The 13,426-nt window shown below is 67.4% G+C and carries 14 protein-coding genes; 8 read left to right on the top strand and 6 right to left on the bottom strand.

What is annotated here, in order from left to right; translation table 11 throughout:
* The first annotated feature begins 6 nt into the window (after nucleotides 1–6).
* From pqqC to folK, 7 genes are all read left to right on the top strand, one after another.
* A complete protein-coding gene (gene pqqC, locus BMZ47_RS01155; RefSeq protein ID WP_091857696.1) occupies nucleotides 7–1,092 on the top strand; it encodes a pyrroloquinoline-quinone synthase PqqC in 1,086 nt (361 codons plus the stop codon).
* A complete protein-coding gene (pqqE, locus tag BMZ47_RS01150) occupies nucleotides 1,089–2,234 on the top strand; it encodes a pyrroloquinoline quinone biosynthesis protein PqqE (RefSeq protein ID WP_091857693.1) in 1,146 nt (381 codons plus the stop codon). The genes pqqC and pqqE overlap by 4 nt, the downstream gene beginning before the upstream one ends.
* Nucleotides 2,231–2,941 carry a hypothetical protein gene (locus BMZ47_RS01145; protein ID WP_007564423.1) on the top strand — a complete coding sequence of 237 codons (711 nt, stop codon included), beginning with the start codon at nucleotides 2,231–2,233 and terminating at the stop codon, nucleotides 2,939–2,941. Before pqqE ends, BMZ47_RS01145 begins: the two co-directional genes overlap by 4 nt.
* Nucleotides 2,922–3,284, top strand: coding sequence for a hypothetical protein (locus BMZ47_RS01140; protein WP_091857691.1), 363 nt, complete (start codon nucleotides 2,922–2,924; stop codon nucleotides 3,282–3,284). Before BMZ47_RS01145 ends, BMZ47_RS01140 begins: the two co-directional genes overlap by 20 nt.
* Before the next feature lie 88 nt (nucleotides 3,285–3,372).
* Entirely contained in the window at nucleotides 3,373–4,209 is an 837-nt protein-coding gene (folP, locus tag BMZ47_RS01135) for a dihydropteroate synthase (RefSeq protein ID WP_091857689.1), read from the top strand.
* The gene (folB, locus tag BMZ47_RS01130; protein WP_091857688.1) at nucleotides 4,206–4,583 is read left to right on the top strand and encodes a dihydroneopterin aldolase; all 378 of its coding nucleotides are present in this window, start codon (nucleotides 4,206–4,208) and stop codon (nucleotides 4,581–4,583) included. Before folP ends, folB begins: the two co-directional genes overlap by 4 nt.
* A complete protein-coding gene (gene folK, locus BMZ47_RS01125; RefSeq protein WP_091857687.1) occupies nucleotides 4,580–5,050 on the top strand; it encodes a 2-amino-4-hydroxy-6-hydroxymethyldihydropteridine diphosphokinase in 471 nt (156 codons plus the stop codon). The genes folB and folK overlap by 4 nt, the downstream gene beginning before the upstream one ends.
* 6 nt (nucleotides 5,051–5,056) lie before the next feature.
* On the opposite strand, the gene xoxJ is transcribed toward folK, so the two are convergent.
* The 6 genes from xoxJ to BMZ47_RS01095 form a co-directional block, all read right to left on the bottom strand.
* On the bottom strand, nucleotides 5,057–5,914 hold the full coding sequence (xoxJ, locus tag BMZ47_RS01120) for a rare earth element methanol dehydrogenase accessory protein XoxJ (protein ID WP_167368976.1): 858 nt from the start codon (nucleotides 5,912–5,914) through the stop codon (nucleotides 5,057–5,059).
* Nucleotides 5,914–6,525: a c-type cytochrome, methanol metabolism-related gene (locus BMZ47_RS01115; RefSeq protein WP_007564411.1), complete on the bottom strand. Its 612-nt coding sequence runs from the start codon at nucleotides 6,523–6,525 to the stop codon at nucleotides 5,914–5,916. The genes xoxJ and BMZ47_RS01115 overlap by 1 nt, the downstream gene beginning before the upstream one ends.
* Before the next feature lie 132 nt (nucleotides 6,526–6,657).
* Nucleotides 6,658–8,463 (bottom strand): lanthanide-dependent methanol dehydrogenase XoxF1, encoded by a 1,806-nt coding sequence (gene xoxF1 / locus BMZ47_RS01110; RefSeq protein WP_007564409.1) that lies wholly within the window; start codon nucleotides 8,461–8,463, stop codon nucleotides 6,658–6,660.
* Nucleotides 8,464–9,259: 796 nt separating this feature from the next.
* Nucleotides 9,260–9,547 carry a hypothetical protein gene (locus BMZ47_RS01105; protein WP_007564406.1) on the bottom strand — a complete coding sequence of 96 codons (288 nt, stop codon included), beginning with the start codon at nucleotides 9,545–9,547 and terminating at the stop codon, nucleotides 9,260–9,262.
* Between the two features lie 206 nt (nucleotides 9,548–9,753).
* A complete protein-coding gene (rnd, locus tag BMZ47_RS01100) occupies nucleotides 9,754–10,941 on the bottom strand; it encodes a ribonuclease D (protein WP_091857685.1) in 1,188 nt (395 codons plus the stop codon).
* An 88-nt stretch (nucleotides 10,942–11,029) separates the two neighbouring features.
* Nucleotides 11,030–11,428, bottom strand: a complete 399-nt coding sequence (locus BMZ47_RS01095) for a hypothetical protein (protein ID WP_208600998.1) — start codon at nucleotides 11,426–11,428, stop codon at nucleotides 11,030–11,032.
* Nucleotides 11,429–11,561: 133 nt separating this feature from the next.
* Here BMZ47_RS01095 and aspS point away from each other — a divergent pair, with 133 nt between their 5' ends.
* Entirely contained in the window at nucleotides 11,562–13,406 is a 1,845-nt protein-coding gene (aspS, locus tag BMZ47_RS01090; RefSeq protein WP_091858085.1) for an aspartate--tRNA ligase, read from the top strand.
* Nucleotides 13,407–13,426: the final 20 nt, after the last annotated feature.

Raw genomic sequence — 13,426 nt, 5'->3', positions numbered from 1 at the left:
AACGCCATGAACGCAGTCTTCCCGACCCCCGATGCCGCTGACAGCCAGCGCCTCCTGAGCCCGGACGAGCTGGAGGCGGCGCTCCGCGATATCGGCGCGCGCCGGTACCACAACCTGCATCCGTTCCACCGGCTCCTGCACGACGGCAAGCTCTCGAAGGATCAGGTCCGGGCCTGGGCGCTCAACCGCTACTATTACCAGGCGATGATCCCGGTGAAGGACGCCGCCGTCCTCGCGCGTATGACCGACGCGTCCCTGCGCCGGATCTGGCGGCAGCGCATCGTCGATCACGACGGCGACCATCCGGGCGACGGCGGGATCGAGCGCTGGCTGAAGCTCGCCGAGGGCGTCGGCTTCGAGCGCGACTACGTCCTCTCGACCCGGGGCATCCTCTCGGCGACGAAGTTCTCCGTCGAGGCCTATGTCCATTTCGTCGCCGAGAAGAGCCTGCTCGAGGCGATTGCCTCGTCGCTGACGGAGATGTTCTCGCCGACCATCATCTCCGAGCGCGTCGCCGGAATGCTGAAGAACTACGACTTCATCACCAAGGACACGCTGGCCTATTTCGACAAGCGCCTCACCCAGGCGCCGCGCGACGCCGACTTCGCCCTCGACTACGTGAAGACGCATGCGACGACGCCCGAGCTGCAGCGCCAGGCGATGGCCGCGCTGACGTTCAAGTGCAACGTGCTCTGGACGCAGCTCGACGCTCTCTACTTCGCCTATGTCGCCCCCGGGATGATCCCGCCGGACGCCTGGACGCCGGGGACCGGGCTGGTCGCCGAGGCACCGGCGTCTCAGGCGGCGCCCGGTGTTCGCAAGATGGTCGCCGGGGATCGGCCTCGCCTGCCGCGCGGCGTCCGCCTGCGCCACGACGAGACCCGCGGCAAACACGTCCTGCTCGCCCCCGAGCGGACCTTCGACCTCGACGACAACGCCGTGGCGGTGCTCAAGCTGGTGGACGGCAACCGCACCGTCGCGGCGATCGCCGATGAATTGGGTCGGACCTATGCGGCCGACCCGCGCGCCATCGAGGCCGACATCCTCGTGATGCTGGACGGCTTGGCGGAGAAACGGGTCCTGGAGCGATGAACGCACTGACGCCGAACCGGCCGGACGTGCCGGCGCCGGTCGGTCTGCTCGCCGAGCTGACCCATCGCTGCCCGCTGCGCTGCCCCTATTGCTCGAATCCGCTGGAGCTCGATCGCCGGTCCGGCGAGCTCGACACGGCGACCTGGCAGCGCATCCTGACCGAGGCGTCCGGCCTCGGCGTGCTTCACGTTCACCTGTCGGGCGGCGAGCCGACCGCCCGCAACGACATCGTCGAGATCACCAAGACCTGCGCGGATCTCGGGCTTTACTCGAACCTGATCACCTCCGGGGTCGGCGGCGCGCTGTCCAAGCTTCAGGCGCTCTACGATGTCGGGCTCGACCACGTGCAGCTCTCGGTCCAGGGCGTCGACGCGCAGAATGCCGAGAAGATCGGCGGCCTGAAGAACGCACAGCCGCAGAAATTCGAATTCGCCGCCAAGGTGGTCGAGCTCGGTCTGCCGCTGACGCTGAACTCCGTCATCCACCGCGGCAACATTCACGAGGTCGAGGGCTTCATCGACCTCGCCGTGAAGATGGGCGCCAAGCGGCTCGAAGTGGCGCACACGCAGTATTACGGCTGGGCCTACGTCAACCGTGCCGCCCTGATGCCGGACAAGGCGCAGGTCGATGCCTCGATCCGGATCGTCGAGGCCGCGCGCGAGCGCCTCAAGGGTCAGCTCGTTATCGACCTCGTCGTGCCGGATTACTACGCGAAATACCCGAAGGCCTGTGCCGGCGGCTGGGGCCGCAAGCTCATGAACGTCACGCCCCAGGGCAAGGTCCTGCCCTGCCACGCGGCCGAGACGATCCCGGGCCTCGAATTCTGGCACGTCACCGACCACTCCCTCGGGGAGATCTGGCGGGACTCCCCGGCCTTCACTGCCTATCGCGGGACCGACTGGATGCAGGAGCCCTGTCGCTCCTGTGACCGGCGGGAGAAGGATTGGGGTGGCTGCCGGTGCCAGGCCCTGGCGCTCGCCGGCGATGCCGCGGCCACGGACCCGGCTTGCTCGCTCTCGCCGCTCCACGCCAAGGTGCGGGCGCTCGCCGTCGAGGAGGCGGCCGAGACCCCGCCGGATTACGTCTATCGGACGATCGGCAGCAACGTCCGGTCGCCGTTCAAGGAGGAAGTCAACTCGTGAAGCTTCTCGCCACGACAGCCGTTGCGCTGGTGCTGGCCGCGATGCCGGCGCTTGCCGAGGATGCGCCCAAGCCCGGAGCGGTCACCCAGGTCAACGCGGCGGCCCCGCCCAGTGCGGCCGATCTCCTGTTCGACCAGCCGCATATGAAGAATGCCGCTCCCGGTTCGACGATCACGTACGATTACCTGCGCCGGTCGGGCATTTCCAAGGGCCCCTTCGGCCCGCCGCTCTCGGATACGGTCACGCTCAAGCTGGAGCCCGGGAAGAGCCCCGAGGGGCGGGACATCAGCGTGACGATGTTCTCCGGCATGAACCGGATGCCGGCTGGCCCCTTCGAGGATATGAGCGGCAACCCGGTGGTCTCGCTCTTCCTCGAGAACCATCTGCGCTCGCTGGCGAAGGTCCTGGAGGCGAATCCGCGTTACCTGAAGCTCGCGATCCGCAAGGGTCTGCGCGAGGGCGCGGCTGTGACGCCGACCAAGGTCACGGTGGGCGGACGCGAAGTCGATGGCTGGCGGGTCGAGATTCAGCCCTTCGCCAAGGATGCCATGGAACAGCGCATGCGCGGCATGGACAAGATGACCTACACCTTCATCACGTCCCCGGAGGTTCCCGGCCAGATCGTCTCCATCGAGGCGCAGTCGAAAAACGCCGAGGGTGGCGAATTGCTTGAGGAGAAGCTGAGCTATGATCAGAAAGCTGGCTGAACGCGGCGCGCTGGCGGCCCTCGCCCTGTCCCTCTCGGCCATCGCCGGTTGGGCGGCGGACGAGAACGATTATCCCACCGACGCGCGGGTCGATTACGTCTTCGGCTGCATGGCCGCCAACGGCCAGACCCGCGAGAGCATGCAGCGCTGCTCCTGCTCGCTCGACCAGCTCGCCGCGATCCTGCCCTACGACAAGTACGTCCAGGCCAGCACGGTCCTGTCCATGCGCCAGGGCATCGGCAACCGGGCGAACGAGTTCAAGTCCACCAAGATCTTCGACGACAAGGTCGCGGATCTTCGGCGCGCCCAGGCCGAGGCGGAAATCCGCTGCTATCGCGGCTGATGACGCAACGGTGACGGTCGGCGTTGCGCTGGCCTGTGGTTTCGATCACACCGGGTCCCGAACCGCTCCTGAGAACGGGACCCGATCCGTGCCCCCCTCCCCCGGCCTGTCCGACCTGTTGCCCGGCCTCGGGTCGCGCACGCTGGTCATGGGCATCCTCAACGTCACGCCCGACTCCTTTTCCGACGGCGGCCTGTTCACCGGCGAGGCCGAAGCCGTCGCCCAGGCCGAGCGCCTCGTGGCCGAGGGTACCGCGATCCTCGATATCGGCGGTGAGTCGACCCGGCCCGGCCACGTTCCCGTCCCGGCCGAGGAGGAGCAGGCCCGCGTCCTGCCGGTGATCCGGGCCGTGGCGCCCCGTCTGACGGTCCCGATCTCGATCGACACCTACAAGGCCTCCACGGCCCGCGTCGCCCTTGAGGCCGGCGCCCGCATCGTCAACGACGTCTGGGGCCTCCAGCGCGAGCCCGACATCGCCACGGTGGCGGCCGCGCATGGCGCGCCGGTCGTGATCATGCACAACCGCGAGACCATCGACGCCGACCTCGACATCGTTGCCGACATGCGGGCCTTCTTCGAGCGCTCGCTGGACATCGCCCGCCGGGCGGGCATTCCGGACCGCGACATCGTGCTCGATCCCGGTGTGGGCTTCGGCAAGACCTGGTCGCAGCACCTCGAGGCGCTCCGGCGCCTGCCCGAGATCCGGGCTCTCGGTTTCCCCGTCTTGGTCGGAGTGTCCCGCAAGTCGCTGCTCGGCCGCCTGCACGATCGCGAGACCCGGCCGGCGGACCGGCTCCATGGATCCCTGGCGGCCCACACCCTCGCGGCGACCCTGGGGGCCGACATCGTCCGGGTGCACGATGTCGCCGCCCATATCGATGCAATGCGGGTCGTCGACGCCGTGATGCGCCCGGAGGCCCGATGAGCACGGACCGGATCGGGGTCGCGCGCATCGCGGTGTTCGGCCGCCACGGCGTGCTGCCCGAGGAGGCGGTGCTCGGCCAGCGCTTCTATATCTCGTTGGGTGCGCGACTCGATCTCGCGCCGGCCGGCCGCTCGGACGACGTCGCCCACACGGTGAGCTACGCGGATCTCACGCAGATCGTCGTGGATATCGCCACGGAGCGGCGCTTCAACCTGATCGAGGCTCTGGCCGAGGCGATCGCGGCCACGATTCTCGAGCGCTTCGGCGCGGTCGAAGCGATCACGGTGCGGGTCGACAAGCCGAGCGCGCCGGTCCCGGCGATCCTGGACGGGGTCAGCATCGAGATCACGCGCCACCGCGGAGAGAACGCGTGAGAGCCTATCTCGGCATCGGCAGCAATATCGGCGACATGGCCGCGATGCTGGACCGCGCGGTTGCGGGGCTCGGTGCCACGCCGGGTATCCGGGTGGTCGCCCGCTCGGCCGATTACCGGACGCCGCCCTGGGGCAAGACCGATCAGCCCTGGTTCCTCAACGGTGCGGTGGCCGTGGACACCGACCTCGACCCGCACGGCTTGCTCGATGCGTGCCTGGCCGTCGAGCACGCGCTCGGACGGGTCCGCGAGGAGCGCTGGGGGCCGCGGGTGATCGATATCGATGTCCTGGCCTATGAGGGCGCGGCCGTCGACGACGACCGTCTCGTGCTGCCGCACCGCCATGTGCGCGAGCGGGCGTTCGTTCTGGTGCCGCTGGCCGAGATCGCCCCCGATCTCGTGATCGGCGGCGAGCGGGTCATCGATGCGTTGGCAAAGCTCGACCGGAGCGGGATCGAGCGGGCCTGAACCCGCTCAGCGCTCGTTCGGCTCGGCGAGCTTGCTCTCCTCGTCGTCCAGCAGCGGCACGTCGTACTCGCGCAGCACCTTGTCGATATCGGACTTGCGCTTGCGCAGGACGGTGTTCAGCGAGCGCTTCCAGTCGTTCTCGCCGAGCCGCACACCCATGGCGATCCGGTAGGCCATCGGCGGACGCGGTGGCTCTTTAAGCAGAGGCACGACCGTCATCGGCGTGCCGGATTGCTTGGCGAGCCAGCCGGCGGCCGGTCCCCACAGCACGGCCGCGTCGATCTCCTTGGCGGCGAGCGCCCCGATGATCTCGGCGCCCACCGTCTGGAACTTGCGGGAGGGGTCGAGCTGGTAGGGCGCGTAGGCCTTCATGGTCGAGACCAGGCCGAGATCGCCCATCCGGTTCACCGGCGGCGTGCCGGCGATCACCCCGATCGCCTTGCCCTTCAGCCGCGGGTCGTCGAGGGCGGTGATCCCGTCGAGTTCACCTGCCCGGGTGACCAGCGTGTAGGACGAGCGGTAATACGGGTTGGTGGTCTGGACGAGGTCGCTGCCGAAGGCCTGGCCGATGATGAGGTCGCACAGGCCGGTGCCGAGCGTGTTGCGCACGAAGCCCGGGCCTTGCGTCAGCCAGTAATAGCGGAGCTTGACCTTCAGCTCGTCGGCGATGATCGCCGCGATCTTGTTCTCGAAGCCGTCTTCTTTGCGTTCGGAGAACGGCATGTTGCCGGGATCGCCGCAGACGCGCAGCACATCGGTCGTGACCGTGTCCGGCAGGTGCTGCGCGGCAGCCCCCTGCGCCACCGTCATCGACAGGGCGCAGAGGGCGAGCGTCCGGGTGAAGGACGATGCAGGGGAGGACATCAGCCGCCCATGCACTCCTTCTCGGCCTTCCGGGCGGCCTCGGGCTTGTCCTCGTGCTCGGAGGGACGCACGCGGCCCACCGCGCCGTCGGCGCGCGCCTTGAGGTAGGTGTAGAGGTCGTCCGAGTAGCACATGACGTTCTTGTTATCGCCGAAGGCGGGCATGACCTTCTGCTCGGACGCGCTCACGTCCTGCTTGCCGCCGACCAGGATGCCGATGAACTCCTCGTACGAGAGGGTCTTCAGCGAGTCCTTCAGCGCCGGCGCGTAGGTCGAGCCCATGCCGTCGGGACCGTGGCAGACGTGGCACTCGGCGTGATAGCGGCGGTAACCGGAGTAGGTGTACCAGTCGAGCTTCTTGCCGTCGTTGGTGACGTGATACGTCGGATGGCCGTCGGCATCGAGATACTTGCCGTCCTCGACCTTAACGGCGGCGTTCTTCTTCAGTAGTGCGGGGTCCTGCTCGGCGGTCTTGTCATTCGCGTTGAGCGAATTGGCGAGCGCCGGATCGGCAGGCTTGGCATCCTCAGCATGTACGGCAACCGCGGAAACGGTCGCTAGGGCGAGGGCGGCGAGAACCGGCCGCGTTACGATGTTGCTGAGGTTGTGCAACGTGTAGTCTCCCTAGAGCGAGGCCCTTCGTCTCGCGTTGAGCCGCAGCCTCTTACAACAAATTCTAATCACAAGGATGCCGGCGCGGAAACCCGCGCCGGCACCATTTTGCTACCGAGACCCTGCGGCCGATTAGTTCGGCAGAGCGAAGACGGTCAGCTGACCACCGAGGTTGGTGTACTGCGACAGAGCCGCGTAACCACCCACCGCGCCGAGGCCGGCGTTCGGGTCGGTCAGGCCGGCCGCGAGGCCGATGCCAGCCCAGCCGCCGACGCCCGAGAGGACGCCCACGTACTGCTTGCCCTTGAGCTGGTAGGTCATCACGTTGCCGATGATGCCCGACGGGGTCTTGAACTTGAACAGCTCCTTGCCGCTCTTGTCGTCGACCGCCTTCAGGTAACCCTCGAGGGTCCCGTAGAACACCACGTCACCGGCGGTGGCGAGAGCACCGGACCAGACCGAGAACTGCTCGGCGTTGGACCACTTGATCTTACCGTTGACGCCGTCCCAGGCGATGAAGTTACCCATGCCGCCGTGCGAGTTCGGGGCCGGGTACATCGACAGGGTCGCACCGACGTAGGGCTGGCCCGGGGTGTAGGTCACCCGGAACGGCTCGTAGTCCATGCAGACGTGGTTGGTGGGCACGTAGAACAGGTTGGTCTTCGGCGAGAAGGCAGCAGGCTGCTGATCCTTGGTGCCGAGGGCCGCCGGGCAGATGCCCTTGGAGTTGGTGTCCTCACCGTTCTGCTCGGTCGAGTACTTCGACACGACCAGCGGCCGGCCGTAGTTCTTCGAACCCTTGTCCATGTCGACCTTGGACGCCCAGTTGACGGCCGGATCGAACTTCTCGGCGACCAGCAGGGCGCCGTTCTCGCGGTTCAGCGTGTAGCCGAAGCCGTTACGATCGAAGTGGGTCAGGAGCGGCTGCTCCTTGCCGTCGATCTTCTGATCCGTGAGGATCATCTCGTTGATACCGTCGTAGTCCCACTCGTCGTGCGGGGTCATCTGGTAGACCCACTTGGCCATGCCGGTATCCGGGTTACGCGCCCAGATGGTCATGGACCACTTGTTGTCGCCCGGACGCTGCTTGGGGTTCCAGGTCGAGGGGTTGCCCGAGCCGTAGTACATCAGGTCGAGCTTGGGATCGTACGAGAACCAGCCCCAGGTGCAGCCGCCGCCGGTCTTCCACTGATCGCCTTCCCAGGTCTTCAGCGAGGAATCCTTGCCGATCGGCTTGCCGAGCGAGGTGGTCTTCTCCGGGTCGACGATCATCTGATCGTCCGGGCCCTCGGAGTAGCCGCGCCACACCTTCTTGCCGGTCTTCAGGTCGTAAGCGGTGACGTGGCACTGCACGCCGAACTCGCCGCCCGAGATGCCGACGATGACCTTGTCCTTCACGGGCAGAACCGTGGCGGTGTTGGTCTCGCCCTTCTTCGGGTCGCCGTTGACGACCGACCAGTTCACCTTGCCGGTCTTGGCGTCGAGGGACACGAGGGTGGTGTCGGCCTGGTGCAGCAGGATGGCGCCGTCGGCGTAAGCGAGGCCGCGGTTGACCGTGTCACAGCACATGACCGGGATCACGGACGGATCCTGCTTCGGCTCGTACTTCCAGACGATCTTGGCCTCGTGCTCGAGGTCGAGAGCGTACACGATGTTCGGGAACGGCGTGTGGACGTACATCATGTTGCCGATCACGAGCGGCGAGCCCTCGTGGCCGCGCAGCACGCCGGTCGAGAAGGTCCAGGCGACCTGGAGGTTCTTCACGTTCGACGCGTTGATCTGATCGAGCTTCGAATAGCGCGTATTGGCGTAGTCGACGGTCTGAAGCGCTTGCTCCGCCGGGTTGGCGATGCTCTTCAGGACGCTTTCGTTGGCCAGCGCCGGCGCGGCGATGGCCGCGACACCTGCGCCGAGCGCGAGGAGATGTACCGCTCTCATGGGTTCCTCCGACAAGTCTTAAGAGTCTTTCAGACGCGCTGAGAGAGTGGCGTCGCTCGGACCCCGACCTGACTGTTTGCGACAGGGATGGACGCTTCGGTAGCGGGCGTAGCGGACTTGAGGAGACCAGAAGATCCCCTCGCCAGGAGCCGCCATCCCTGAGGCGGCCCCCTCGAAACCGAAGCTTGAACGGACCTTAAGAGATTTTTGAGCGCCGTCAACTCGCTGTTCTCTGACGCTGACGACACGGTGAAAGCTTCTTTTCGCATGACAAAGCCTGGTGGAATGTCATTGCTGCGCGAAAAGAAATGTTGCGGCGCACAAGCGCGGCAGGAGGTCTACGGTTCGATCTCGCGTCGGCGTGACGCACGCCCATGCAAGTCTTGCACAGCCGGCGAGAATGCCGCGTTCAACTATGCTTCGGTTGCGTAGGCTGGTCTTGACCTGTGTCCGTTTGGCACGCCACCCGACCCTCCCCGGGGTTGCGGTGCGCAATCGCCCCCTGCGGAAACCAGACGCTTGTTTCATAGGTTGAGGGTGCTGCGTTCTCTCGCCGCATGGGTTGTAAGCGGTCCGGCTACGCAATGAGCGGCGGTGATCGCGATGCTGTGATTGCCGAATCGTCCTGACGTTTCGAGCGGTGGGACAATCGGCACGCCGAGCGTTCAGTGCATCAAGCGCTGCCAGCAGGCCGCAGACTCAAGGCGGACGGCGAAACAGAAGAATCGGGGCGGGCGATTCGCCTCAAATCTGTATTGCGCGATGGTTGACCGATATCTGTGCGCGAGACCGCCCGTCAGAGGGCTCCGACCGCGCCAGTGCTCTCGAACTCCGCGGTATCGCCGACGAGGTCCGTCAACGAGATGTCGAGGCGGCGACCGGTCTTGAGGCGCAACTGCGCATCGGGTTCGAGCCAGATCGGCCGCAGCCCGGCATGGCTGCCATGGAGATCGCCATAGGCGAAGAGACCGCCTTGCCGGCGCTCCACCACGACGCGGTAGCGAACCCGCACGGTTTCGCACCCCTCGGCCGTAACGAGGCCGCGCCCGGTCAGCGTCGTGAGAATCTCGTTCGGCTCGAACATACGCGGGACGCGGTGGCAGGATTAAGTGGCAATCGCCTTTGCCACTTAATCCTGCCACCGCGGCGTGTCACGCCCTCGTGACGCGCTGGCCCGACAAACTGAGTGGGTTGCCGGCAGGAGCGCGCGCCCCGGCTACGGACCCGCCGTCGGGGTCCCCCGTCCCGGACGCCCGACCCATCGCAGCGCTCCGGGCAGGAACGCCCTGATCAACCGAGCGCGGCGGGCCGATCGGCGGCGCCCGTCGGCTCCACTTCCCGGACCACGATGCGCCCGCTCTCGACGGAGAGCGCGAGGCGGCCTTGCTTGAGCGCCAGAGCCTTGTCGCCGAACAGGGTTCTGCGCCAGCCCTGGAGCGCCGGCACCTCGGCCGCGTCGTCATCCGCGATGGCTTCGAGATCGTCGACCGTCGCGATGATCTTCGGCGCGACGGCCTCGGATTCGCACACCGCCTTCAGCAGAACCTTCAGCAGCTCGACGATCGCGCCGTTGCCGCCGCTCCGGCGCATCCGCTCGGGCATGCGGATGTCGCCGGTATCCCGCGCGAGGCCGCGTTCCACCGCCGCCAGGATATCGGTGCCGGTGCGCGAGCGCTCGAACCCGGCTGGGATCGTGCGCAGCCGGCCCAGGGCCTCGGCGTTGCGCGGCGCCGCAGAGGCGACGTCGATGACCGCCTCATCCTTCAGCACGCGACCACGCGGGACGTTGCGGGCCTGGGCCTCGCTCTCGCGCCACGCCGCCACTTCCATCAACACGGCGATCTCGCGGGGCTTGCGCATCCGGCCGGACAGCCGCCGCCAGGCCTGCGTGGGATCCGCCCGGTAGGTCTCCGGCGAGGTGAGAACCGCCATCTCCTCGTCGAGCCAGGCGCCGCGATCCGTGCGCAGGAGCTCGGCCACGAGGACCTCGTAGACCTTCACCAGATGCGTCACGTCCGACAGGGCGTAGCTGAGCTGGGCCTCCGAGAGCGGACGGCGCGACCAGTCGGTGAAGCGCGAGGACTTGTCGATCTTGGCCTTGGCCACGTCGTTGACGAGCTGCTCGTACGACACGGAGTCGCCGTAGCCGCAGACCATGGCGGCGACCTGGGTGTCGAAGAACGGCTGCGGCAGGATCCCACCCATCAGCCAGATGATCTCGAGGTCCTGACGGGCGGAGTGGAACACCTTCACGGTCCGCTCGTCCGCCATCAGGTCAATGAACGGCTGCAGGTCGATGCCCGTGGCCAGGGGATCGACCAATACGCCCGTCCCGTCCGGCGCCGCGATCTGGATCAGGCACAGTTTCGGGTAGTACGTCGTCTCGCGCATGAACTCCGTGTCGACGGTCACGAAGGGTTGCTCGGCGAGACGCGTGCAGACGTCGTGCAGCGCGGCGGTGGTCGTAATCAGGTCCATGAATCCGGCTATACGCAACCGACGCCGTCATGGGGAGCCGCCGACGCGAAGGTCCCCATGTTTCACACGGTCAACGTCGTCGCGCCGTCTACGCCGGGCCGGCCAGGGCCGCACGCCGGCGCGCCTCGGTCTGCCGGCGGATCCGCACCGCGTCGGCCCGGCGCTGGGCCTCGGCGCGCCCGAGGAGCCGGTCCAGGATGCCGGTCTCGACGCGCTCGCCGGTCGCGCCGTCGGTGAGGCGGCGGATCCGGTCGACCCGGAAGCCGCGATAACCGCCGTGTCGCATGTCGATACCGCCCAGCAGGGTGCGCCCCGGCCCGAGCTTCAGCTCGCGCGCCGAGAGCGAGCGGTTGCTCCACGTGCCGGTCGCGTCCTCGTAGACGAGGTCGAAACGGCCATCGAGCGGCAGCGTGCGCCAGGCGCCGGGCGGGCTTTCGACGGGCCGGGCGGGGCGGCCCTTCGGATCGGAAAAAGCGTTGTGCCTCATAGACATCATATGGGGATCGACCGCTCGATCCGGTAGGTCGGCGGCCCGATCCGGCACCGGATTCCAGCCGCCCATGCTTGACTTGGGGGGCCTCGCGTGAATGGTGCCGGCCTTCCCAGAGAAGAAGCCCGTCATGCACCGTTACCGTTCCCACACCTGCGGGGCGCTCCGCCCGTCCGACGTCGGACAGACCGTCCGGCTCTCCGGCTGGTGCCATCGCATCCGCGACCATGGCGGCGTGCTGTTCATCGACCTGCGCGACCATTACGGGCTGACGCAATGCGTGGTCGATTCCGACTCGCCGGCCTTCAAGGCGGCCGAGGTGGCGCGCTCGGAATGGGTCGTGCGGATCGACGGGCGCGTGCGCACCCGGCCCGCCGGAACGGAGAACGCCGAGCTGCCGACCGGGGCGGTCGAGGTCTATATCGACGACCTCGAAGTCCTCGGCCCGGCCGGCGAGCTGCCGCTGCCGGTCTTCGGCGACCTCGAATACCCGGAGGAGACGCGGCTCCGCTACCGCTTCCTCGACCTGCGCCGGGACAAGCTCCACGCCAACATCATGAAGCGCGGGGCGATCATCGACGCGCTGCGCCGGCGGATGCGCGACGGCGGCTTCTTCGAGTTCCAGACGCCGATCCTGACCGCCTCGTCCCCTGAAGGCGCGCGCGATTATCTCGTGCCGTCGCGGGTCCATCCCGGCAAGTTCTACGCGCTCCCGCAGGCGCCGCAGCAGTTCAAGCAGCTGACGATGATCGCCGGCTTCGACCGGTACTTCCAGATCGCCCCCTGCTTCCGCGACGAGGACGCCCGGGCCGACCGCTCGCCGGGTGAGTTCTACCAGCTCGACATCGAGATGAGCTTCGTCACCCAGGAGGACGTGTTCCAGGCGGTGGAGCCGGTCCTGCGCGGGGTGTTCGAAGAGTTTGCCGAGGGCAAGCGCGTCACGAAGGACTTCCCGCGCATCACCTTCGCGGATTCGATGCTGAAATACGGCGTCGACAAGCCGGACCTGCGCAATCCCCTCATCATCGCCGACGTCTCCGACCTGTTCGCCCGGGACGACGTGGCGTTCAAGGCGTTCAAGGGCGTGATCGCGTCCGGCGGCGTGGTCCGGGCGATCCCGGCGACCGGCGCGGCGAGCCAGCCGCGCTCGTTCTTCGACAAGCTGAACGACTGGGCCCGCACCGAGGGTGCCCCCGGGCTGGGCTACGTGGTGTTCGAGGAGGAGGCCGGCCAGCTCACCGGCAAGGGCCCGATCGCGAAGTTCATCCCGGCCGAGGTCCAGGCGCTGATCGCGCAGAAGACCGGCGCCAAGGCCGGCGACGCAGTGTTCTTCTCCGCCGGCACCGAGGCGAAGGCCGCGGCGCTGGCCGGCAAGGCCCGCATCCGGATCGGCGACGAGCTGGGCCTGTGCGACAAGGACCAGTACGCCTTCTGCTGGATCACCGACTTCCCGATGTACGAGTGGAGCGAGGAGGAGAAGCGGATCGACTTCTCGCACAACCCGTTCTCGATGCCGAACATCGACCGCGAGGAGTTCCTGGCCCTCGACCTCGATGCCCTGGCCACGGAAGGCCAGGACGGCGAAGTCACGAAGAGAATCCTCGGTATCAAGGCGTTCCAGTACGACATCGTCTGCAACGGCATCGAGCTGTCCTCCGGCGCGATCCGCAACCATCGCCCCGACGTGATGGAGAAGGCCTTCGCCATCGCGGGCTACGGCCACGAGGTGCTGGAGCAGAAGTTCGGCGGCATGCTGAACGCCCTGCGCATGGGCGCCCCGCCGCACGGCGGCATCGCCCCGGGAGTCGACCGCATCGTCATGCTCCTGTGCAACGAGCCGAACATCCGCGAGGTGGTGCTGTTCCCGATGAACCAGCGTGCCGAGGATCTGATGATGGGCGCCCCCGCCGAGGCGACGCCCAAGCAGCTGCGCGAGCTGCATATCCGCCTGAACCTGCCGGAGAAGAAGGCGTAAGGCCCGGACGGGCAGACGCG

It is taken from the genome of Methylobacterium brachiatum (assembly GCF_900113845.1).
Lineage (GTDB): Bacteria > Pseudomonadota > Alphaproteobacteria > Rhizobiales > Beijerinckiaceae > Methylobacterium > Methylobacterium brachiatum.
Note: the sequence above shows the minus strand (reverse complement) of the source record. Positions and strands in the feature narration are given on the sequence as shown.

Excerpts from the sequence above, each read along its gene's own strand:
- BMZ47_RS01105 (WP_007564406.1), bottom strand. The coding sequence starts at position 9,547 with ATGTTCGAGCCGAACGAGATTCTCACGACGCTGACCGGGCGCGGCCTC.
- pqqC (WP_091857696.1), top strand. The coding sequence starts at position 7 with ATGAACGCAGTCTTCCCGACCCCCGATGCCGCTGACAGCCAGCGCCTC.
- xoxF1 (WP_007564409.1), bottom strand. The coding sequence starts at position 8,463 with ATGAGAGCGGTACATCTCCTCGCGCTCGGCGCAGGTGTCGCGGCCATC.
- BMZ47_RS01095 (WP_208600998.1), bottom strand. The coding sequence starts at position 11,428 with ATGAGGCACAACGCTTTTTCCGATCCGAAGGGCCGCCCCGCCCGGCCC.
- folB (WP_091857688.1), top strand. The coding sequence starts at position 4,206 with ATGAGCACGGACCGGATCGGGGTCGCGCGCATCGCGGTGTTCGGCCGC.
- rnd (WP_091857685.1), bottom strand. The coding sequence starts at position 10,941 with ATGGACCTGATTACGACCACCGCCGCGCTGCACGACGTCTGCACGCGT.
- BMZ47_RS01140 (WP_091857691.1), top strand. The coding sequence starts at position 2,922 with ATGATCAGAAAGCTGGCTGAACGCGGCGCGCTGGCGGCCCTCGCCCTG.
- aspS (WP_091858085.1), top strand. The coding sequence starts at position 11,562 with ATGCACCGTTACCGTTCCCACACCTGCGGGGCGCTCCGCCCGTCCGAC.
- pqqE (WP_091857693.1), top strand. The coding sequence starts at position 1,089 with ATGAACGCACTGACGCCGAACCGGCCGGACGTGCCGGCGCCGGTCGGT.
- xoxJ (WP_167368976.1), bottom strand. The coding sequence starts at position 5,914 with ATGTCCTCCCCTGCATCGTCCTTCACCCGGACGCTCGCCCTCTGCGCC.